The sequence below is a fragment of the Arthrobacter sp. GmRoot5-12 genome (assembly GCF_059739365.1).
On record NZ_AP046056.1, the window covers coordinates 331,173 to 349,290 of the forward strand.

Annotated in this window: 18 protein-coding genes; 6 read left to right on the forward strand and 12 right to left on the reverse strand. The window is 66.9% G+C overall.

The window, feature by feature from the left end; translation table 11 throughout:
* Window positions 1-81 precede the first annotated feature (81 nt).
* Window positions 82-1,551 carry a lipase maturation factor family protein gene (locus AC6JAM_RS01520; RefSeq protein WP_018771678.1) on the forward strand — a complete coding sequence of 490 codons (1,470 nt, stop codon included), beginning with the start codon at window positions 82-84 and terminating at the stop codon, window positions 1,549-1,551.
* A gap of 18 nt (window positions 1,552-1,569) precedes the next feature.
* On the opposite strand, the gene AC6JAM_RS01525 is transcribed toward AC6JAM_RS01520, so the two are convergent.
* Genes AC6JAM_RS01525 through AC6JAM_RS01555 form a run of 7 tightly spaced genes read right to left on the reverse strand, consistent with a single transcriptional unit; the run spans window position 1,570 to window position 9,578 of the window.
* Entirely contained in the window at window positions 1,570-2,403 is an 834-nt protein-coding gene (locus tag AC6JAM_RS01525; protein ID WP_018771677.1) for an HpcH/HpaI aldolase/citrate lyase family protein, read from the reverse strand.
* The gene (locus AC6JAM_RS01530) at window positions 2,400-2,957 is read right to left on the reverse strand and encodes a MaoC family dehydratase (protein ID WP_056389925.1); all 558 of its coding nucleotides are present in this window, start codon (window positions 2,955-2,957) and stop codon (window positions 2,400-2,402) included. The genes AC6JAM_RS01525 and AC6JAM_RS01530 overlap by 4 nt, the downstream gene beginning before the upstream one ends.
* Window positions 2,954-3,736 carry a CoA transferase subunit B gene (locus AC6JAM_RS01535; RefSeq protein WP_056389931.1) on the reverse strand — a complete coding sequence of 261 codons (783 nt, stop codon included), beginning with the start codon at window positions 3,734-3,736 and terminating at the stop codon, window positions 2,954-2,956. The genes AC6JAM_RS01530 and AC6JAM_RS01535 overlap by 4 nt, the downstream gene beginning before the upstream one ends.
* Window positions 3,733-4,536, reverse strand: a complete 804-nt coding sequence (locus AC6JAM_RS01540; RefSeq protein WP_018771674.1) for a CoA transferase subunit A — start codon at window positions 4,534-4,536, stop codon at window positions 3,733-3,735. Before AC6JAM_RS01540 ends, AC6JAM_RS01535 begins: the two co-directional genes overlap by 4 nt.
* Before the next feature lie 35 nt (window positions 4,537-4,571).
* Window positions 4,572-5,735 carry an acyl-CoA dehydrogenase family protein gene (locus AC6JAM_RS01545; protein WP_134164475.1) on the reverse strand — a complete coding sequence of 388 codons (1,164 nt, stop codon included), beginning with the start codon at window positions 5,733-5,735 and terminating at the stop codon, window positions 4,572-4,574.
* A 2-nt stretch (window positions 5,736-5,737) separates the two neighbouring features.
* On the reverse strand, window positions 5,738-7,963 hold the full coding sequence (locus AC6JAM_RS01550; RefSeq protein ID WP_497933847.1) for an acetyl/propionyl/methylcrotonyl-CoA carboxylase subunit alpha: 2,226 nt from the start codon (window positions 7,961-7,963) through the stop codon (window positions 5,738-5,740).
* A gap of 7 nt (window positions 7,964-7,970) precedes the next feature.
* Window positions 7,971-9,578: a carboxyl transferase domain-containing protein gene (locus tag AC6JAM_RS01555; protein WP_056389937.1), complete on the reverse strand. Its 1,608-nt coding sequence runs from the start codon at window positions 9,576-9,578 to the stop codon at window positions 7,971-7,973.
* A 144-nt stretch (window positions 9,579-9,722) separates the two neighbouring features.
* Here AC6JAM_RS01555 and AC6JAM_RS01560 point away from each other — a divergent pair, with 144 nt between their 5' ends.
* Window positions 9,723-10,403 carry an SACE_7040 family transcriptional regulator gene (locus tag AC6JAM_RS01560; RefSeq protein WP_018771671.1) on the forward strand — a complete coding sequence of 227 codons (681 nt, stop codon included), beginning with the start codon at window positions 9,723-9,725 and terminating at the stop codon, window positions 10,401-10,403.
* A gap of 8 nt (window positions 10,404-10,411) precedes the next feature.
* On the opposite strand, the gene AC6JAM_RS01565 is transcribed toward AC6JAM_RS01560, so the two are convergent.
* Genes AC6JAM_RS01565 through pdhA form a run of 3 tightly spaced genes read right to left on the reverse strand, consistent with a single transcriptional unit; the run spans window position 10,412 to window position 14,006 of the window.
* Window positions 10,412-11,830 carry a dihydrolipoamide acetyltransferase family protein gene (locus AC6JAM_RS01565; protein ID WP_497933849.1) on the reverse strand — a complete coding sequence of 473 codons (1,419 nt, stop codon included), beginning with the start codon at window positions 11,828-11,830 and terminating at the stop codon, window positions 10,412-10,414.
* Window positions 11,827-12,837 (reverse strand): alpha-ketoacid dehydrogenase subunit beta, encoded by a 1,011-nt coding sequence (locus AC6JAM_RS01570; protein ID WP_018771669.1) that lies wholly within the window; start codon window positions 12,835-12,837, stop codon window positions 11,827-11,829. Before AC6JAM_RS01570 ends, AC6JAM_RS01565 begins: the two co-directional genes overlap by 4 nt.
* The gene (gene pdhA, locus AC6JAM_RS01575; protein ID WP_056389949.1) at window positions 12,837-14,006 is read right to left on the reverse strand and encodes a pyruvate dehydrogenase (acetyl-transferring) E1 component subunit alpha; all 1,170 of its coding nucleotides are present in this window, start codon (window positions 14,004-14,006) and stop codon (window positions 12,837-12,839) included. The genes AC6JAM_RS01570 and pdhA overlap by 1 nt, the downstream gene beginning before the upstream one ends.
* Before the next feature lie 192 nt (window positions 14,007-14,198).
* On the opposite strand from pdhA, the gene AC6JAM_RS01580 reads away from it, so the two are divergent.
* From AC6JAM_RS01580 to AC6JAM_RS01595, 4 genes are all read left to right on the forward strand, one after another.
* Window positions 14,199-14,672, forward strand: a complete 474-nt coding sequence (locus AC6JAM_RS01580; protein WP_142073819.1) for an Lrp/AsnC family transcriptional regulator — start codon at window positions 14,199-14,201, stop codon at window positions 14,670-14,672.
* A 145-nt stretch (window positions 14,673-14,817) separates the two neighbouring features.
* The gene (locus AC6JAM_RS01585; RefSeq protein ID WP_497933852.1) at window positions 14,818-15,363 is read left to right on the forward strand and encodes a hypothetical protein; all 546 of its coding nucleotides are present in this window, start codon (window positions 14,818-14,820) and stop codon (window positions 15,361-15,363) included.
* Window positions 15,364-15,533: 170 nt separating this feature from the next.
* Window positions 15,534-15,938, forward strand: coding sequence for a DUF4383 domain-containing protein (locus AC6JAM_RS01590; RefSeq protein ID WP_056389952.1), 405 nt, complete (start codon window positions 15,534-15,536; stop codon window positions 15,936-15,938).
* Window positions 15,939-15,940: 2 nt separating this feature from the next.
* The gene (locus AC6JAM_RS01595) at window positions 15,941-16,561 is read left to right on the forward strand and encodes a hypothetical protein (RefSeq protein ID WP_497933853.1); all 621 of its coding nucleotides are present in this window, start codon (window positions 15,941-15,943) and stop codon (window positions 16,559-16,561) included.
* A gap of 99 nt (window positions 16,562-16,660) precedes the next feature.
* On the opposite strand, the gene AC6JAM_RS01600 is transcribed toward AC6JAM_RS01595, so the two are convergent.
* Entirely contained in the window at window positions 16,661-17,515 is an 855-nt protein-coding gene (locus tag AC6JAM_RS01600) for an IS3 family transposase (protein ID WP_018772269.1), read from the reverse strand.
* Window positions 17,512-17,838 (reverse strand): helix-turn-helix domain-containing protein, encoded by a 327-nt coding sequence (locus AC6JAM_RS01605; protein WP_018772270.1) that lies wholly within the window; start codon window positions 17,836-17,838, stop codon window positions 17,512-17,514. Before AC6JAM_RS01605 ends, AC6JAM_RS01600 begins: the two co-directional genes overlap by 4 nt.
* Window positions 17,839-18,118: the final 280 nt, after the last annotated feature.

Genomic DNA, 18,118 nt, shown 5'->3' on the forward strand with positions numbered 1-18,118 from the left:
TCCCGGCCTGCCTGCGCCCCTGGCCTTCAGACGGGCCTTAATCGCCTTGACCCGCGGACGGCCGGGCGTAACGTGGATTGCGTGGACTGGCTCACGTGGTTTGATGCGCCGGAGTACGAATTTGCCCGGCAGGTGCTGCAGCGGGGTGTCGCCGCATTGTATTTCGTTGCCTTCCTCTCCACGCTGAACCAGTTTCCCGCCCTGCTCGGCGAGCGCGGCCTCCTCCCGGTGCCGGAGTTCCTGGCGGCATTCACCCGCCTGCGCCGGCCAACGCTGTTCCGCTGGCGGTACTCGGACAGGCTGCTTCGCGGTGTCTGTGCCGGCGGGCTGGTGGTGTCGGCGCTGCTCGTGGCGGGGATACCGCAGGCCGGGCCGCCGTGGGTCCCGATGGTCGCCTTCCTGGCCCTGTGGCTGCTGTACATGTCGATCGTGAACGTGGGCCAGACGTTCTATGGGTTCGGCTGGGAAATGCTGCTCCTGGAAGCGGGCTTCACCGTGGCGTTCCTGGGCTCCAACCAGACGGAGCCGCCCCGGACCATCCTGATCCTGATTGTGTGGCTGGTGTTCCGGCTGGAGTTCGGGGCGGGAATGATCAAGATCCGCGGTGGCCGGGAATGGCGGGACCTGACGGCCCTGTACTACCACCACGAGACCCAGCCCATGCCCGGGCCATTGAGCCGGCAGGCCCATCTCCTGCCCAAGCCGCTGCACCGTATCGAAGTGGTGGGCAACCACATCGCCCAGCTGGTGGTGCCGTTCCTGCTGTTCGCCCCGCAGCCGGTGGCCGGCGTGGCGGCGGGGGTCGTCGTCGTGACCCAGCTGTGGCTGGTGGCCAGCGGCAACTTCGCCTGGCTGAACTGGATGGCAATCGTGCTGGCGTTTGCAGCCGTCAGCGATCCCGTGGCGCACGCCGTCATACCGGCAATCCCGGCAGACTGGGACGCCGCCACGGGAGGCCGGCAGGAGACCCCGCTGTGGTGGCTGGCCATCACCCTGGCAGCATCCGCCCTGCTGCTGGCCCTGAGCTACTGGCCGCTGCGGAACCTCTTCTCCCGCCGGCAGCTGATGAATGCCAGCTTCAACCGGTGGCAGCTGGTCAACGCCTACGGCGCGTTCGGCACCGTGACCAGGCAGCGCATCGAGATTGTGGTGGAAGGCACGCTGGACGACGATCCCGACGACAACCCGGAATGGCGCGAGTACGGTTTCAAGGGCAAGCCCGGGGATGTCCGCCGGATTCCGCGGCAGTGGGCCCCGTACCACCTGCGGCTGGACTGGCTGATGTGGTTCCTGCCGCTGCGCAGCGTGCACGAGGAATGGTTCTACGCGTTCCTGGCCAAGCTGCTGGCGGCGGACCGGCAGATGCTGCGGCTGCTGCGGCATGACCCGTTCGACGGCGCCGCGCCGCACTGGGTGCGCGTGCGCAGTTACCATTACCGCTTCGCCACGCGGAAGGAGTTCCGGGAGACGGGGAACCGGTGGGTGCGGACGCTGCTCTACGAGCCCATCCCGCCAACGTCCCTGCGCAGATCCCCGGGACGCCAACGCTAGCCGAACGTCCCGCTACGCCTACACAGCGGCGCGGCGCACAATCTCCTGGGCGTGCTTGAGGATTGGCCCGTCGATCATTTTCCCCTGGTACTGGAACACTCCCGATCCGGCCGATGCTGCGGCATCCAGGAGGGCAACCGCGGCGGCCACCTCGTCTTCCGAAGGTGCGTAGGCCTTGCGGACCACGGCGGCCTGGCTGGGGTGGATGCAGGCCTTCGAACTGAAGCCCGAGGCCACGGCGTCGGCAGCCTCGGCTGCCAGTCCGTCAAGGTCGGGGATGTTGGTGTAGACCGCATCCACCGCTTCCTTGCCGTAGGCGCGGGCTGCCAGCAGGACGGCGGAGCGGGCGTGCAGCGCAACCGCCCGGTAGGCGCCGTCGTCCTTCCGGCTGGACGTTCCACCCAGGGTGGCCAGCAGGTCCTCGGCGCCCCACATCAGGCCCACCACGTTAGGGGCGGCGGCGATGGCAGGCGCATTGAGCACGCCAAGCGCCGTTTCGCACAGGGCAATCACCTGGTAGCCCTCCAGCGCTTTGAGCTGTTCGGCGGATTCGGCCTTGGCCAGCATCACCGTGCGGTAGGGGGTGTGGGCCAGGCAGTGCAGGTCCTTTTCGAAGTCCTCAGTCCCCACGGGATTCACCCTGACAATGGTGCAGCTGGGTTCGAGCTCAGGTTCCACACCGGTGGTTCCCAGCTGGGCCAGGATGGCGCCTCGGGCGCGCTGCTTGTCAGCCGGCGCCACCGCGTCTTCAAGGTCCAGGATCACGGCGTCTGCCCGGGCGGCGGCTTTCTGGTAGCGCTCCGGCCTGTCGGCGGGGCAGAAAAGCAGTGCGGGGCCCATTACGAAAGTCATACCGGCATTGTCCCCTGTCCGGCGTCCTGCGTCTTGGCGTGGGCGTCGCGCGTCCACATGAGGCAGCTGCGGGTGGCCCGGGCCACGACTGTTCCGTTCTGGTTGCGCCCGGTGTGCTCCATGGTCACGATGCCCTGGCCGGGCCGTGAGGAGGAAAGCCGCTTTCCGGTGACGGCTGTCTCCGTGTAGAGCGTGTCTCCGTGGTAGAGCGGGTGCGGGAAGGAGACGTCGGTCAGGCCCAGCTGGGCGATGATGGTTCCCTGGGTGAGCTGGGTGACGGACTGGCCCACCATGGTGGCCAGGGTGAACATCGAGTTCATGAGCCGCTGGCCGAAGGGCTGCCCGGCGCTCCAGGCAGCGTCCAGGTGCAGGGCCTGGGTGTTCATGGTCAGCGTGGTGAAGAGGACGTTGTCGGCTTCGGTCACGGTGCGTCCGGGCCGGTGGGCGTACAGCACGCCCTCCTCCAGCTCGTCGAAGTACAGCCCGCGCTGCTCGACGACCCGCCGGCCGCGGTCGTCCTTTTGCCTGGAAACCGGACCGTTGCCATCCGTCATACGGTCAGTTCCTGGTCTTCCTCGAACAGGTCGGCGCCGGTGGCGGCCACCACGTCCTCGAGCGATACGTTGGGGGCCAGTTCGCGCAGCACCAGGCGTGAGGGGCCGCCGTCCTTCACGATGTCAATGACGGCGAGGTCCGTGATGATCCGGTCCACACAGCCCTTGCCGGTGAGGGGCAGGGTGCATTGTTTGACGATCTTCGGATTCCCGTTCCGGTCCACATGCTCCATCATCACGATCACCCTCTTGGCCCCGAACACCAGGTCCATGGCACCGCCCATGCCCTTGACCATCTTGCCGGGGATCATCCAGTTGGCGAGGTCGCCGTTCTCCGCCACTTCCATGGCGCCGAGGACGGCGAGGTCCACGTGGCCGCCGCGGATCATGCCAAAGGATGTCGCGGAGTCGAAGAACGCCGCTCCCCTGTTGACCGTCACGGTTTCCTTGCCGGCGTTGATCAGGTCCGGATCCACCGCGTCGTCCGCAGGGTAGGGGCCGACGCCGAGGATGCCGTTCTCCGAGTGCAGCACCACCTCCACCCCGGCGGGGATGTAGTTGGGGATCAGGGTGGGCATCCCGATGCCCAGGTTCACGTACTGGCCGTTGCGAAGCTCCCTGGCCACCCGCGCGGCGAGTTCGTTGCGCGTCCAGCCCTTCGTTTTGGCGGGGGACGTGGAGTCGCCGGGCCCGGCATGCTGCTGGGAACCGGCCCGCCGGTATTCCGCGCGGACGGCTTCGGGGCGCGGCGCTTCAGGGCTGTTCGGATCCATGGTCATGCTCCTGCCTGCTGGTGGCTGCCTGGTGTTCTTCCTCCTGGGCCCGGCGCCGTCAGGGCAACGGTCCGCTTTTCGATCCGCTTCTCCCCGTCCCGGGCCAGGACCACGCGCTGGACGAAGATGCCAGGAGTGTGGATGTGTTCGGGGTCCAGTTCGCCGGGCTCCACGAGTTCCTCCACCTCGGCGATGGTGATCCGGCCGGCCATGGCGCACAGGGGGTTGAAGTTCATGGCGGTGGCATGGAACACCAGGTTGCCGTGGCGGTCGCCCTTCCAGGCGTGCACCAGCCCGAAGTCCGGCGTGAGGGACTCTTCCAGGACGTAGTCCACGCCGCCGAATGACCGCACTTCCTTGGGCGCGGAGGCAACCGCGATGCCGCCGTTGGCGTCGTACTTCTGCGGCAGGCCGCCGTCGGACACCTGCGTGCCCACCCCCGCCTTGGTGTAGAAGGCCGGAATGCCCGCACCACCGGCCCGCAGCTTTTCAGCAAGCGTGCCCTGGGGTGTGAGCACCACCTCGAGCTCACCGGCCAGGTATTGGCGCGCAAATTCCTTGTTCTCGCCCACATAGGAGCTGATGGTGCGGCGGATACGCCCGTCCCGGAGCAGGATGCCCAGGCCCCAGTCGTCCACCCCACAGTTGTTGCTGACGGTCTCCAGACCGGAGGTGCCCGCCCGGTGCAGGGCGTCGATCAGGGCAACCGGAATTCCGCAAAGGCCGAACCCGCCCACCGCCAGCGAGGCGCCGTCCGGGATATCCGCAACCGCCGCGTCGGCGCTGGCAACAACCTTGTCAATCATCAGTGATCCTCTCAGGCCGGCTACGGTCCCAGGTCCTACAGACCCAGTTCGCGGGCGATCAGCATCAACTGGACCTCCGTGGTGCCCTCCCCGACTTCAAGGATCTTGGAATCGCGGTAGTGGCGCGCCACGGTGAACTCGTTGATGAAGCCATAGCCGCCGAATACCTGGGTGGCATCCCGCGCGTTGTCCATGGCCGCCTCGCCTGCGACCATCTTAGCGATGGCCGCCTGGGTCTTGAACGGCTTGCCGGCAAGCATCCGGAAGGCCGCGTCGTAGTACGCCAGGCGGGCGGTGTGGGCCCGGGCTTCCATGCGGGCGATCTTGAACGAAATGGCCTGGTACTTGCCGATGTTCTGCCCGAAGGCGCTGCGTTCCCTCGCGTATTTGACCGAGAGGTCCACACAACCCTGGGCTGCGCCGGTGGCCAGCGCCGCAATGGCGATCCGGCCCTCGTCCAGGATGGACAGGAAGTTGGCGTAGCCGCGGCCTTCCACGCCCAGCAGGTTCGCTTCCGGGACGCGGACATCCTTCAGCGTCAGGGGGTGCGTGTCCGATGCGTTCCAGCCCACCTTGTTGTACGGCTTTTCCGCCTTGAAGCCGGGAGTCTCGGTGGGCACCAGGATGGTGGAGATGTCTTTTTTGACGGTCCCGTCCCCGCGTTCCTGCTGCCCGGTTACGGCAGTGACGGTGACCAGCCGGGTGATGTCCGTTCCGGAGTTGGTGATGAATTCCTTGGTGCCGTTGATGACCCAGTTGCCGTCTTCGCGCCGGGCGTGGGTCTTGGTCCCGCCCGCGTCCGAACCGGCCTCGGGCTCGGTAAGTCCAAAGCCTGCGAGCGCCTGGCCGGACGCCAGCATGGGCAGCCACTGCTGTTTCTGCGCGTCCGTGCCGAAGCGGTAGACGGGCATGGCCCCGAGGGACACCCCGGCCTCCAGCGTGATGGCGACGGACTGGTCCACCCGGCCGAGCTGTTCCAGGGCGAGGGCCAGTGCGAAGTAGTCCCCGCCCATGCCGCCGTATTCCTCGGGGAACGGCAGCCCGAAAAGGCCCATCTCGGCCATCTGCTTCACCACTTCGTACGGGAAGCTGTGCTCTTCGTCGTGCTTGGCGGAGACCGGGGCCACCACGTTGTCCGCGAAATCGCGCACGGTGTCGCTGAGGTCCCGGTATTCCTCGGTCAGTTCAAAACCGGTCATGGTCAGGCTCCTTCGCCTTGGATTGCAGCTGCGTCTGTTGCTGTTTCTGTGCTGTCTGTTTTTACGCCGGTGGCAGCGGGATGGATGGTGGCCAGCACCTGGTCGGCCTTCACCAGGTCACCGGTACGGGTGGCCAGGTGGACCGTCCCGGCCAGCGGGGCCACCAGGTGGTGCTCCATCTTCATGGCCTCCACGGAAACCAGGACTTCCCCGGCCTGGACGGCGTCCCCGTCGGCCACCGGGACGGCCACGACGGTCCCGGGCATCGGCGAGCGCACCTCCGGGTCGGCCGCCCCTTCCTGCCGCTGGATGGCGGCCAGCACGCGTTCCAGCCGCGCCTCCCGGGTCAGTACGTCCAGGCGGCAGGACCAGCCGTCGTTGCCGAGGTAGAGCTGTGTGGGGCCGTCGGGCACCGCGTTATCCCACGGTTGGACGGCAGCCCCTGTGGAGTCCGCAGCCAGCCGGTAGCCGTGGCGCTGGCCATCGAGGTCAAGTTCGAGGCCTTGCCGGCTGGACCACTGCAGGGCGGCCGGATGCTGCGGACCGCCGTTGACGGCGACCACGGCTCCGGCTCCCCCATTGGGACTGCCGCCGACCTGCACGGTGGCCACGCCGCCGTCGGGCGTTCCCAGGCTGATCCGGCGTGGTGCCGCTGCGCCGAGCCGCCAGCCGTTCCTGCCCTGCCACGGCCCGCGCCCGGGGCCGGGGCCGGGGGTGTTCTGTGCTTCCAGCGACAGGACGAACAGCGCGGCGGCCACCAGTTCGGGGTTCCCGATGCGCCGGAATTCCAGTCCGGGCAGCTTCCGTTCGATCAGCCCGGTGTCCAGGTGCCCTGCCTTGACGTCGGAGTCGTTGACCAGGAGCCGCAGGTACTCGACGTTGGTCTCGATGCCCAGTGCCGTGTAGCCGGCCAGGGCACCATCCAGGGCGGCCAGGGCGGCGGCACGGTCCCCGGCCCAGGCGATCACCTTGGACACCATGGGGTCGTAGTGCGCCGACAGTTCCAGGCCTTCCACCAGCGAGGAGTCCACCCGTACCCGCCCCTGGGTGCCGGCGGGCAGTTCGTCGAGCATCAGCACGGTCCCGGTGGACGGGAGGAAGTTCTTTTCGGGCACCTCAGCGTAAACCCTTGCCTCCACGGCGTGGCCGGAAAGCTCCACGTCCGCCTGGCGGACGGTCAGCTCCCCGCCCGCTGCGATCCGCACCTGCCATTCCACCAAGTCGATGCCCGTGACCATTTCGGTGACGGGGTGTTCCACCTGCAGCCTGGTGTTCATTTCCATGAAGAAGAACTCGTCCGGCGCGTCATCGGAGACCAGGAACTCCACGGTCCCGGCGCCCACGTAGTTCACGCTGCGGGCCGCGTTGCAGGCGGCCTCGCCAATCCGGTCGCGCACTTCGGGGCCATTGGGCAGGCCCTCGAGCAGGGGCGACGGGGCTTCCTCGATGACTTTCTGGTGCCGCCGCTGGAGGGAGCATTCGCGCTCGCCGAGGTGGATGACGTTGCCGTGGCTGTCCGCCAGCACCTGCACCTCGATGTGCCTCGGGGTGGTCACCAGGCGCTCCAGGAACAGGGTGTCGTCGCCGAATGCGGCGGCGGCGACGCGCCGGGCCGTGGCAAGGGCGGCGGGCAGGTCCGCCTGGTTTTCGACGGCGTGCATCCCCTTGCCGCCGCCGCCCGCGGACGGCTTGATGAGGAGCGGAAAGCCGACGGCGGCAGCAGCCTCCATCAGTTCGCTGTCCGTCATGCCGGGCTTGGCAATGCCGGGGACGACGGGCACGCCGTACCCCGCCACGTGGTTCTTGGCGCGGATCTTGTCACCCATGACGTTCAGCGCTTCAACGCCCGGGCCAATGAACGTGATGCCGGCCTTTTCCAGGGCCCTGGCGAAGTCCACGTTCTCGCTCAGGAAGCCGTAGCCGGGGTGTACCGCTTCCGCCCCGGACTGCCGGCACGCGTCCACGATGGCGTCCGCGTTCAGGTAGCTTTCGGTTGCAACGGCGGGGCCGATCCGCACGGAGGCATCGGCTTCGCGCACGTGCCGGGCGCCGGCGTCGGCATCGCTGTAGACGGCGACCGAACGGATGCCCAGCTGCCGCAGCGTCCGAATGACGCGGCAGGCGATTTCGCCGCGGTTGGCCACCAGCACGGTGCCGAAGAGGGGCTTGCCGTCGGCCGTTGCGGTGGGGACTTCCCCGGTTGTAGCTGTGTTGGTTTGCATGGTCATTGCTGGCTCACATCCGGAAGAGGCCGAAGGAGGTCTCCGGCAGGGGGGTGCGGGAGACGACGTCGAGCGCCAGGCCCAGGACGGTTCGGGTATCGGCGGGATCGATGACGGCGTCGTCCCACAACCGTGCAGTGGAGTAGTAGGGGCTGCCCTGGTCCTCGTACTGCTGCCGGATGGGCGCTTTGAACGCTTCCTCGTCATCGGCCGGCCAGTCCTCCCCCGCCGCTTCATACTGGTCCCGCTTAACGGTGGCCAGCACGCTGGCGGCCTGGTTGCCGCCCATCACCGAGATCCGGGCAGCAGGCCACATCCACAGGAACCTCGGCGAGTAGGCACGGCCGCACATGGAGTAGTTGCCGGCACCAAAGGAGCCGCCGATCACCACGGTCAGCTTGGGGACCCGCGCGGTGGCAACGGCCGTCACCATCTTGGCGCCGTTCTTGGCGATGCCGCCCTGCTCGGCGTCCCTGCCCACCATGAAGCCGGAGATGTTCTGCAGGAACAGCAGGGGGATACCGCGCTGGTCGCACAGTTCAATGAAGTGCGCGCCCTTGAGCGACGACTCGCTGAACAGGACGCCGTTGTTGGCCACGATTCCCACCGGGTGCCCGTGGATCCGGGCGAAACCTGTGACCAGCGTGGTGCCGTAGTCCTTCTTGAACTCATGGAACCTGCTGCCGTCCACCAGCCGGGCAATCACCTCGTGGACGTCGTAGGGAGCATTGACGTCCGTGGGCACCGCACCATAGAGCCCGTCCGGGTCCACGGCGGGTTCGACGGCGGCCTCCACCTGCCAGGCGGGCGCGGCGGGAGGCGGCAGGGTGGAGACGATGTCCCTGACGATCTGCAGGGCGTGCTCGTCATTTTCGGCCAGGTGGTCCGTCACACCCGAGACCCGGGAGTGCACCTCGCCCCCACCGAGTTCCTCGGCCGTCACGATTTCCCCGATGGCCGCCTTCACCAGCGGCGGTCCGCCCAGGAAGATGGTGCCCTGGTTCCGGACGATGACGGTTTCGTCGCTCATGGCGGGGACATAGGCGCCGCCGGCCGTGCAGGACCCCATCACGGCAGCGATCTGTGGAATTTTGGCGGCTGAGAGACGCGCCTGGTTGTAGAAGATCCGGCCAAAGTGGTCCCTGTCCGGGAAGACCTCGTCCTGCTTGGGCAGGAAGGCCCCGCCCGAATCCACCAGGTAGATGCAGGGCAGGCCGTTCTCCAGCGCGACCTCCTGGGCGCGGAGGTGCTTCTTCACGGTCATGGGGTAGTACGTGCCGCCCTTGACGGTGGCGTCGTTGGAGATGACCAGGACCTGCCGGCCGTGCACCAGGCCGATGCCGGCGATGACTCCGGCACCGGGTGCGTCATCGCCGTACATGCCGTTGGCGGCCAGCGGTGCGATCTCCAGGAACGGGCTGCCCTCGTCCAGCAACTGGTCGATGCGGTCCCGCGGCAGGAGCTTGCCGCGGGCCACGTGCCGCTCGCGCGACTTCCGGGGCCCGCCCAACGCTGCATCCGCCAGCCTCTTCCGCAGTTCGCCGGCGAGCGACAACTGCGCTTCCCGGTTGGCGCGGAAGGACTCGCTTGCGGGATCAAGCCGGGTGGCCAGGGTCTCCATCGACGGTCCGTCCTAAGGGTGGGCCAAGCCGGCCCAAGCCAACTCGGTTAGTGACTAATAACTGAAATTCAGGTTAGTCTCGATTAACTGTGATGTCCAACACACTGCTGCCTTGCTAGAATCTGCGGGGTCCAAGGAGGAAAAGTGCGCAGCAATACAGTGCAGCCGGCCCCTGCCACCCAGCCCGTTCCCACAACCCAGTCCGCTCCCACAACCCAGCGCGGCAAGGCCAAGGAGAACCGGCGGCAGGCTTTGCTGTCCGCCGCGGCCTCGTTGTTCGCGCTGAATGGCTTCAACCGCGTTTCGCTGGAGGACCTCGGCGCGGCGGCAGGCGTCAGCGGCCCTGCGGTCTACCGCCACTTTCCCGGCAAGCAGGCCGTCCTGGCCGACCTCCTGGTCACCGTGAGCCAGGAATTGCTGGACGGCGGGCGGCGGGTGGCGCAGAGCACGCCCAATCCCCTGGCTGCCCTGCGGCAACTGGTGGAATTCCAGGTGGATTTCGCGCTCGGAAAACCGGACGTAATCCGGGTGCAGGACCGTGACTTCAGCAACTTGTCGGAGCAGGACCAGTCCGCGGTGCGTACCCTGCAGCGCAGCTACGTGGAGGTCTGGGTGGACATCCTGGGCAAGGTGCACCCCGGCATCGGTGCGGCTGAACTGCGCATGCGGGCCCACGCGACATTCGGCCTGATCAACTCCACGCCGCACTCCGTCCGGCGCCACGGCACCGGATTGGCGCCCGGGGTTGCCCGCCCCCTGCTTGAACGGATGGCACTGGCAGCCCTGATGGTGGACAGCGCACCTACAGCCGAACGGGGCGCCTAGTCCCCCGGTCAGACCATCGTGAGGACCATTCCCGGCTCGGCAAGGATCGCTCCGACGTCGGCCAGGAACCGGGACCCCTGTTCGCCGTCCACCAGGCGGTGGTCAAAGGACAGGCTCAGCGTGAGCACCTGCCGCAGTGCCACCTCGCCCTTGTACTCCCACGGCATGGTCCGCACCGCACCCAGGCCCAGGATCGCCGCCTCCCCCGGGTTGAGGATGGGGGTACCCGCGTCGATGCCAAATACGCCGATGTTGGTAATGGAGATGGTACCGCCGGACAGGTCAGCGGGCTGGGTCTTGCCAGCCCTGGCGGTTTCCGCGAGCGCTGTCAGCGCCTGGGCAAGCTGCGGGAGCGCCATGGCGTCGGCGTCCTTGATGTTGGGGACCATCAGTCCGCGGGGTGTGGCGGCGGCAATGCCCAGGTTCACGTAGTTGAAGGTGACGATCTCCTGGTTGTCCTGGTCCCAGCGGGAATTCAGCGCCGGGTTCCGCCGCACGGCCACCAGGACGGCCTTGGCAGCGAGCGTCAACGGGGTGAGCCTGGTTCCGGAGAACTCCCTGCTGTTCTTGAGTTTCGCCAGCAACTCAAGGCTGGGCGTGACATCCACGGTGAGGAATTCGGTGGCGTGCGGAGCGGTGAAGGCGCTCTGCACCATCGCCGCCGCGGTGAACTTGCGCACGCCCTTGATGGGAGTCCGGGTCTCCCGCTCCCCCGGCCGGGTTCCACCGGCTACCGGCACGGGTCCGGCCGGCGGCGCAGCAGGCTCGCCCTCGTGCCCTGCAAAGTCCTGGACGTCCTCCCGCGTGATCAGCCCGCCGGGACCTGTGCCGTGCACCTGCGCGAGGTCAACTCCCAGGTCTTTGGCCAGTTTGCGGACGGGAGGCGTGGACCGGGGTCGCTCGGCAGGCTGGACATGGCCAACCTGGACATCGGCAACCTGGACATCGGCAGGCCGGGCGGGCTCAACCACCGGCGCCAGGTTCCCGGAAGCCTCCACCGGGGCGAAGTTCCGCGGCCGCCGCGTTGGCCGGCCGGAACCTTCGACGACGGCGCCGTACCCCACCAGGTTGGGTTCCCGTTTCGGCGTCTCCGCTGCGCTTGGAGCTTCCGCGGGGGCCTCCCCCATCCCCGGCGAAAAGGCGCCGGGCGCCTGCGCAGGTGACGCACCGGCGTCGTCCGGCACCTCGAAGGAGACAATCGGCTTGCCCACCTCCACCACGGAACCCGGCTGTTCGTGGAGTTCCTTGATGACGCCGGCAAACGGCGACGGGAGCTCCACCACGGCCTTGGCGGTTTCCACTTCGGCGATGACCTGGTTCAGGCTGACGGTGTCGCCAACGGCCACTTTCCAGCTGAGGATTTCGGACTCCGTGAGTCCTTCACCCAGGTCGGGGAGCCGGAATTCCTTGATCATGGTGGCGCTCATCCTTCCAGCCCGCTCAGGGAATTGGGGCGGCCCAGGGCGCGGTCCACGCCATCGAGGATGCGGTCCAGGCCCGGCAGGTGGTGCATTTCCAGCTTGGAGTACGGGTAGGGAATGTCGAACCCGGTCACCCTCACCGGAGCGGCCTCCAGATGGTAGAAGCAGCGCTCCGTAATGCTGGCCGCCACTTCCGCGCCCAGCCCGCCGGATTGTGCGGCCTCGTGCGTCACCACCAGGCGCCCGGTCTTCCGCACGGACGCCACCACGGGCTCATAGTCCACGGGCGCCAGCGAGCGCAGGTCGATGACTTCAATGGAGATGCCTTCGTCCGCCGCGGCGGAGGCGGCATCCAGGGCTGTCTTGACCAGGGGCCCGTAGGCCACCAACGTGACGTCGCTGCCGTCGGTCAGCACGCGTGCCTTGTCCATGGGCAGGGCGGAACTCGGGTCCACGGACTCGTCAACTTCGCCTTTGTCGTGGTAGCGGCGCTTGGGTTCGAAGTACAGCACGGGGTCGTCGCAGGCGATGGCCTGCTGGATCACGGTGTATGCGTCCTGCGGGTTGGCCACGGTCACCACCCGAAGCCCTGAGGTGTGGGTGAAGTAGGCTTCCGGGGATTCGGAGTGGTGTTCCGGCGAGCCGATGCCGCCGCCGAACGGCACCCTGATGGTGATGGGCATCCTGACCGCCCCGCGGGTGCGGTAGTGGAGTTTTGCCACCTGGCTGACGATTTGGTCGAACGCCGGGTAGATGAAGCCGTCGAACTGGATCTCCACCACGGGCCGGTAGCCGCGGTAGGCCAGGCCTACGGCGGTGCCCACGATGGCGGACTCCGCGAGCGGGGTGTCCACCACCCGGTGCTTGCCGAAGTCTTTTTGCAGGCCGTCCGTCACCCGGAAGACGCCGCCCAAGGCGCCGATGTCCTCGCCGAGGAGGACCACCTTGGAGTCGTTTTCCAGCGACTTGCGCAGCCCTGCATTGATGGCACGGGCAAAGGTCAACTGGGTCATCAGCGTGCACCTTCCTTGGAAACGGCTCCGTCGGGGTCACCGAAGGACGCCAGGTAACGGGCGTAATGCTCCTGCTGGCGTTCCAGCCAGGAATTGGGCGTGCTGTAGACGTGCTTGAAGATGTCCATGGGCTGGGGGTCCGGCATGGTGGTGCATCCTCGGCGCATCTCCGATGCAACGGCATCGGCTTTGTCCTTGACCTGCTGCTGCAGCTCCGCGGTCAGGATTCCCTTCCGGTCCAGGAGGCCGGCCAGCCGGGAGATGGGGTCCTTGGCGGCCCAGTCCTCCAGTTCATTGGCGTCCCGGTAGCGGGTGGGATCGTCGGCGGTGGTGTGCGGGCCCATGCGGTAGCTGACGGCCTCGATGAAGGTGGGACCGCCGCCGCGACGGGCCCGGTCCAGTGCCAGCCGGGTGGCAGCCATGACCGCCAGGACATCGTTTCCGTCCACCCGCAGGCTTGGGATGCCGAAACCCGTGGCCCGGTCCGCGAGCTGGATGTGGGTCTGCAGCCGTACGGGCTCGGAGATGGCCCAGTGGTTGTTGGTGCAGAAAAACACCACCGGGGCCTGGAAGCTGGCGGCGAACACCATGGCCTCGTTCAGGTCGCCCTCACTGGTGGCACCGTCCCCGAAGTAGGTAACGGCCACGGCGTCGGCGCCGTCATTCTGGATCCCCATAGCGTAGCCCGTGGCGTGCAGGGTCTGGGCGCCGATGATGATCTGCGGCGTTGCCATGTTGATGCTGTACGGGTCCCAGCCGCCGGAGGCGTTCCCCCGCCACACCCGGAGGAGGTCGGTCAGGTCAACACCGCGGCAGTACGCCACTCCGTTCTCGCGGTAGCTGGAGAACACGAAGTCGTCCGCCCGCAACGCCCTTCCGGACCCTATCTGGGCTGCCTCCTGGCCCAGGAGCGGGGGCCACAGGGCCAGTTCACCCTGCCGCTGCAGGGCCGTGGCCTCCACATCGATCCGGCGGATGACGGTCATGTCCTCGAAGAGGGAGCACAACTGATCGTCGGTAATGTCCCGGACCCAGAAATCAAACTCCGGGTGGCTGATGCGCTCACCTGACGGGGTGATCAGCTGGAGGAGATCCGGTCCGGCTTCGCCGGGGGTTTTCGTGCTTTCGGGGGTTTTTGCGCCGCCAGGGCCCGTTTCGTCTGTAGACACGATTGCCGCAACCTTCGTACGTCGTTGACCCGTGGTTTGCGGACTTTTGGCCCTGCCGCCACCGGCCTTCCGGGCGTCATTGCCCCAGATACTGTGACCCTACTCACAATGCCCAACGGGTACAACCACTGCGGCGCTTATTGAGCAGGATGCCCTGTCTGGAGAGCTGGCACCGTGCTAGCGTTGCGCATTATGCGAGCTTTGGATGGCACTGACACCCGCCTGTTGTCGGCACTCGCGCAGGATCCCCGCCGCACCGTGGTGGCCCTCGCGCAGAAGCTGGGTCTGTCCCGCAATACCGTCCAGGCGCGCATGGCCCAGCTGGAAAAGAAGCACGTCTTCCTGTCCTTTGAACGGCGCATCAATCCCGTGGCCCTGGGGTATCCGCTCATGGCTTTCATCTCCGTCCACGTGCAACAGCAGAGGCTCGGGCAGCTGGCGGAGGACATTGCCGCCATCCCCGAGGTGCTGGAAGGTTACGGGCTGACAGGATCAGCGGACCTGCTGCTGCGCGTGGTGGCCAGGGACGCAGAGGATCTCTTCCGTATCAACGGCAAGATCCTGGCCTGTGATGGCGTGGAGCGGGCTGACACCGCCCTGGCGATGGGTGAGTTGATCCCCTTCCGGGTGCAGCCCCTGCTGGACCGCGGCTCGGAGGGCGCATAGCGCAGGCACCGGACCTTCCGCGCGGCGCTGCACGCACGACGGCGGCGGGCAGGGTTATAGGCTGGTTTCCGTCATATGCCGGGCCGGGAGAGGCCCGGGCCAGTTCGCCGGCGCCACAGCGCCTGTCAGACGAGAGGCTTCCCTTTTGAGCAGTCCCCAGGATCCGTACCGGCAGGGCCGGGCGGGCTACACGCCACAGCAGTTTCCAGCACTGCCGGAGCAGCCCGCCCCGTTCGGCCTCCCGGGGGAACCGCCCCGGCAGCGGAGCCGGCGGAAGCTGTGGATCATCCTTGGCAGCATCGGCGGGGTGCTGCTCTTGGTGATCCTCGGCGTCGTCATCCTGGTGAACGTCGTGGGAAGCGCCACCAACCAGGCCAGGGGCCTGGCGGACGGCTTCACCAGGAAAGTCATCGCCGGCGACACCTCCCGCGCCTATGACGAATACCTTGACCCGGCCCTGCAGAAGCAGCTTTCCAAGGAGGCCTTCATCTCAGGGGTGAAGAGCCTGGAGATGGACAGTTCCTGCCAGCCCGCCTACAACGAGCTCAAGGTGGCCACCGACAACGGGATGAAGTCGGCCGAGGTAGTGGGCCAGATCAGCTGCACCGGCAAGAAGGTGGACCTCGCCTACCGCTTCGAAGGCACGGACCGGCTGCTGATGACCAACATCAAACTGCGGCCGGCAGCCTAGCCGGACGGCTGGCGCCCCGGGCAGCGGGGCACAGATCGGGAAAGTGGAAAGGGTACTGATCTTTTTACCCATCCATTCGCGGCCATGATCCGAATCGCTTCCGAGGGTCCCGACCAGGGGCCTGTTTATCGGGCGGGAACTGCTGCCCGCCCTATCGGAAGGAACCGGCCATGCGCAACTCACCCAACCGCCTCGTCGCCACCGTTTTCGGAGCCGTCTACCTGCTGGTGGGCCTCCTGGGCTTCGCTGTCACGTCCGGCGTCGGTTTCGCCGCCACCGAAGGCGCGAACCTCATCATCTTCGAAGTCAATCCGCTGCACAACGTCATCCACCTGGCCATCGGCGCCGCGCTGCTCTTCGCCGGGCTTCGCGGAACGGCCACCGCCCGAACCGTGAACGCCACGGTAGGCGCCGTCTACCTCCTGGTGGGCATCGTGGGTCTGTTCCTGCTCAACTCGCCGCTGAACATCATCGCCCTGAACGGCGCCGACAACGTCCTGCACCTCGCCAGCGCCGTACTCCTCCTCGGCGTGGGCCTGTCGCTGGACAAGTCCCCGGCCACCGCAAGGGCTTAGCCGTGGCGGTCCCGGTACCGGTCCGGCCGATGGCGCCGGACCAGCCAGGCCTGCAGGCGGGCAGTGCTGTTCGACTCGTCACCGGGTTTGCGGGCTTTGGTGCGGGATCGGTCAACCTCGCCATTTCGTCCAGTATCTTTTCGGCAGCAGCGGGACCTGCGGCCACCCCAGCGGTTGCCGCAGGTGTCGCGGCCGGGGCCTGGGGGCTGATGCTGCTCGCCGCTGCCGTGGTGTTCCTGGCAAGGGACCGGCTGCCGGGCGGCCGGAAGTCGCGGTATGTGCTGGCCGGTGCAGCCGCCGTCCACCTGGCCGCGATGGCATCACCTCCCGTTGCCGGCCCGGCCTCGGGCCTCAGCCTGACCCACCTTTCGGCGTTGCTGCTCACGCTGATGATCCTCGCGTCGCTCGGGCGGCTCCAGCGCGAACGGCAGCACCGCGAACCGCGGGTTCCGGCCGCAGGGGCCGGAGGGCGGCCGGGCCGGCTGTTGCTGGGAGCTTTCGCCGGCGCCGTCCTGGTGGCAGGGATTGCGACGCCGGGTCTCGCCGCCTCGACGGCCGGCCAGTACGCCGTCCCGCACGGCGGGCACGGGAACCCGGCGCCGGGCGGCCACCACCAGCACTGAATCCCCCCTTCCGGTGAACCGCGCGGGGGGCGGCAAACGCAAAGAGCCTCCAGGCCGCGGTGAACTGCTCCCCGGAAGTTGGACTGACTAAATAAGAGCCTAAGCCGCGAGGGTCTGGGTCCGGTATTGCACCGGGCTCAGGCCCTTGAGCTTTGTCGAGATTCTTTCGGTGTTGTACCAGCGGATGTATTCGTGCAGTGCCCCTGCCAAGGCGTCGGTGCTGAGGTATCGCACGTGGTGGAAGAGCTCTTCCTTAAGGTGGCCGAAGAAGTTTTCCATCACGGCGTTGTCGTAGCAGTTGCCCTTGCGTGACATCGACTGGCTCGCGCCGGCTTCCTGTAAGAGTTTTCGCCACGAGACGTGCTGGTACTGGAAGCCCTGGTCCGAATGCACGAGTGGCTGCTGGTTATCCTCAAGGCAGGCAAGGGCCTGGCGCAGCGAATTATTGGTGAGCTCCAGATTCGGAGACGGGCTGATCGAGTAGGAGATGATCTGCCGGTCGAAAAGATCCATAACCGGCGAAAGGTAGAGCTTACGGTCGCCGACGCTGAACTCCGTCACATCCGTTACCCACTTCCGGTTCGGGGCATCAGCCTCGAACTCCCGGTTCAACACGTTCGGAGCAACCCGGCCCTGCCCGCCCTGGTAGGAGTTATAACGCTTCTTCCGCCGGACCTTGCACACCAGATTCAGGGACCGCATGAGCTTCAGAACGGTCTTTTTCGCGACCGTCCACCCTTGCTTGACCATCTCGGTGTGGACCCGCCGGTGCCCGTACCGGCCATGGTTCTTCTCGAAAATTTCCCTGACAGCGGCCTTGATGAACTCCTGCGGATCAGGGCCTTGGATGCGTGCCTGATGATAGAAGAACGTCGATCTGGCAAGAGATGCTGCCTGCAGCAGGACCGGAAGCGGGAAGTCAGCCTTGAGAGCGATGAGGGCTTGGACCTTCACCGTCGTTCCTGCGCCCTCAAGGCCCGCAATTTTCCCAGGTAAGCCACTTCCGCCCGCAACCGTTCGTTCTCCCGCCGTAACCGCTCCAGTTCCGATACCTCGGCCGGCTGCGGGGCATCAGGTGCCTTAGGCCTGCCCTTGGACTTGGGACGTAATGCGTCCGGGCCCTCGCGGCGATACGCCCGGGCCCACGTCTTCAGTAGCGTGGGCGAGGACAAACCCACCTCCGCCGCGAGATCCGGGGCAGTCTCACCGGCGATAAACCGTTCAACCAGCGCGAGCTTGAATTCGAACGAGTACACCTGTTTCGTCGGCTTGGCCACCAGCGCTCCTCGACCATGGATCTTCCACCGCCGATAGAGAACCCTTATCGGCGGGCGGGACACCCCTAGCAACGTCGCCGCCGCACTATCCGCGATGCCCTTCTCAAACCACGCTACAGCGGCCTCACGCTGAACCTCAGACAACGAACTACGTGCATGCATAAAACTGCTCCCCGGAAGTCGGAACTGAATTTCTCAGTCCAACTTCCGGGGAGCAGTTCACGGTATGCGGCTGGAGGCTCTTCGCTGTCATGCCGACGCTGCCGGCATATCCACCAGT

What these genes read in the sequence shown, in the direction of transcription:
- AC6JAM_RS01525 (WP_018771677.1), bottom strand. Translation starts at nt 2,403, where the DNA reads ATGACTTTCGTAATGGGCCCCGCACTGCTTTTCTGCCCCGCCGACAGG.
- AC6JAM_RS01530 (WP_056389925.1), bottom strand. Translation starts at nt 2,957, where the DNA reads ATGACGGATGGCAACGGTCCGGTTTCCAGGCAAAAGGACGACCGCGGC.
- AC6JAM_RS01535 (WP_056389931.1), bottom strand. Translation starts at nt 3,736, where the DNA reads ATGACCATGGATCCGAACAGCCCTGAAGCGCCGCGCCCCGAAGCCGTC.
- AC6JAM_RS01540 (WP_018771674.1), bottom strand. Translation starts at nt 4,536, where the DNA reads ATGATTGACAAGGTTGTTGCCAGCGCCGACGCGGCGGTTGCGGATATC.
- AC6JAM_RS01545 (WP_134164475.1), bottom strand. Translation starts at nt 5,735, where the DNA reads ATGACCGGTTTTGAACTGACCGAGGAATACCGGGACCTCAGCGACACC.
- AC6JAM_RS01550 (WP_497933847.1), bottom strand. Translation starts at nt 7,963, where the DNA reads ATGACCATGCAAACCAACACAGCTACAACCGGGGAAGTCCCCACCGCA.
- AC6JAM_RS01555 (WP_056389937.1), bottom strand. Translation starts at nt 9,578, where the DNA reads ATGGAGACCCTGGCCACCCGGCTTGATCCCGCAAGCGAGTCCTTCCGC.
- AC6JAM_RS01565 (WP_497933849.1), bottom strand. Translation starts at nt 11,830, where the DNA reads ATGAGCGCCACCATGATCAAGGAATTCCGGCTCCCCGACCTGGGTGAA.
- AC6JAM_RS01570 (WP_018771669.1), bottom strand. Translation starts at nt 12,837, where the DNA reads ATGACCCAGTTGACCTTTGCCCGTGCCATCAATGCAGGGCTGCGCAAG.
- AC6JAM_RS01580 (WP_142073819.1), top strand. Translation starts at nt 14,199, where the DNA reads ATGCGAGCTTTGGATGGCACTGACACCCGCCTGTTGTCGGCACTCGCG.
- AC6JAM_RS01590 (WP_056389952.1), top strand. Translation starts at nt 15,534, where the DNA reads ATGCGCAACTCACCCAACCGCCTCGTCGCCACCGTTTTCGGAGCCGTC.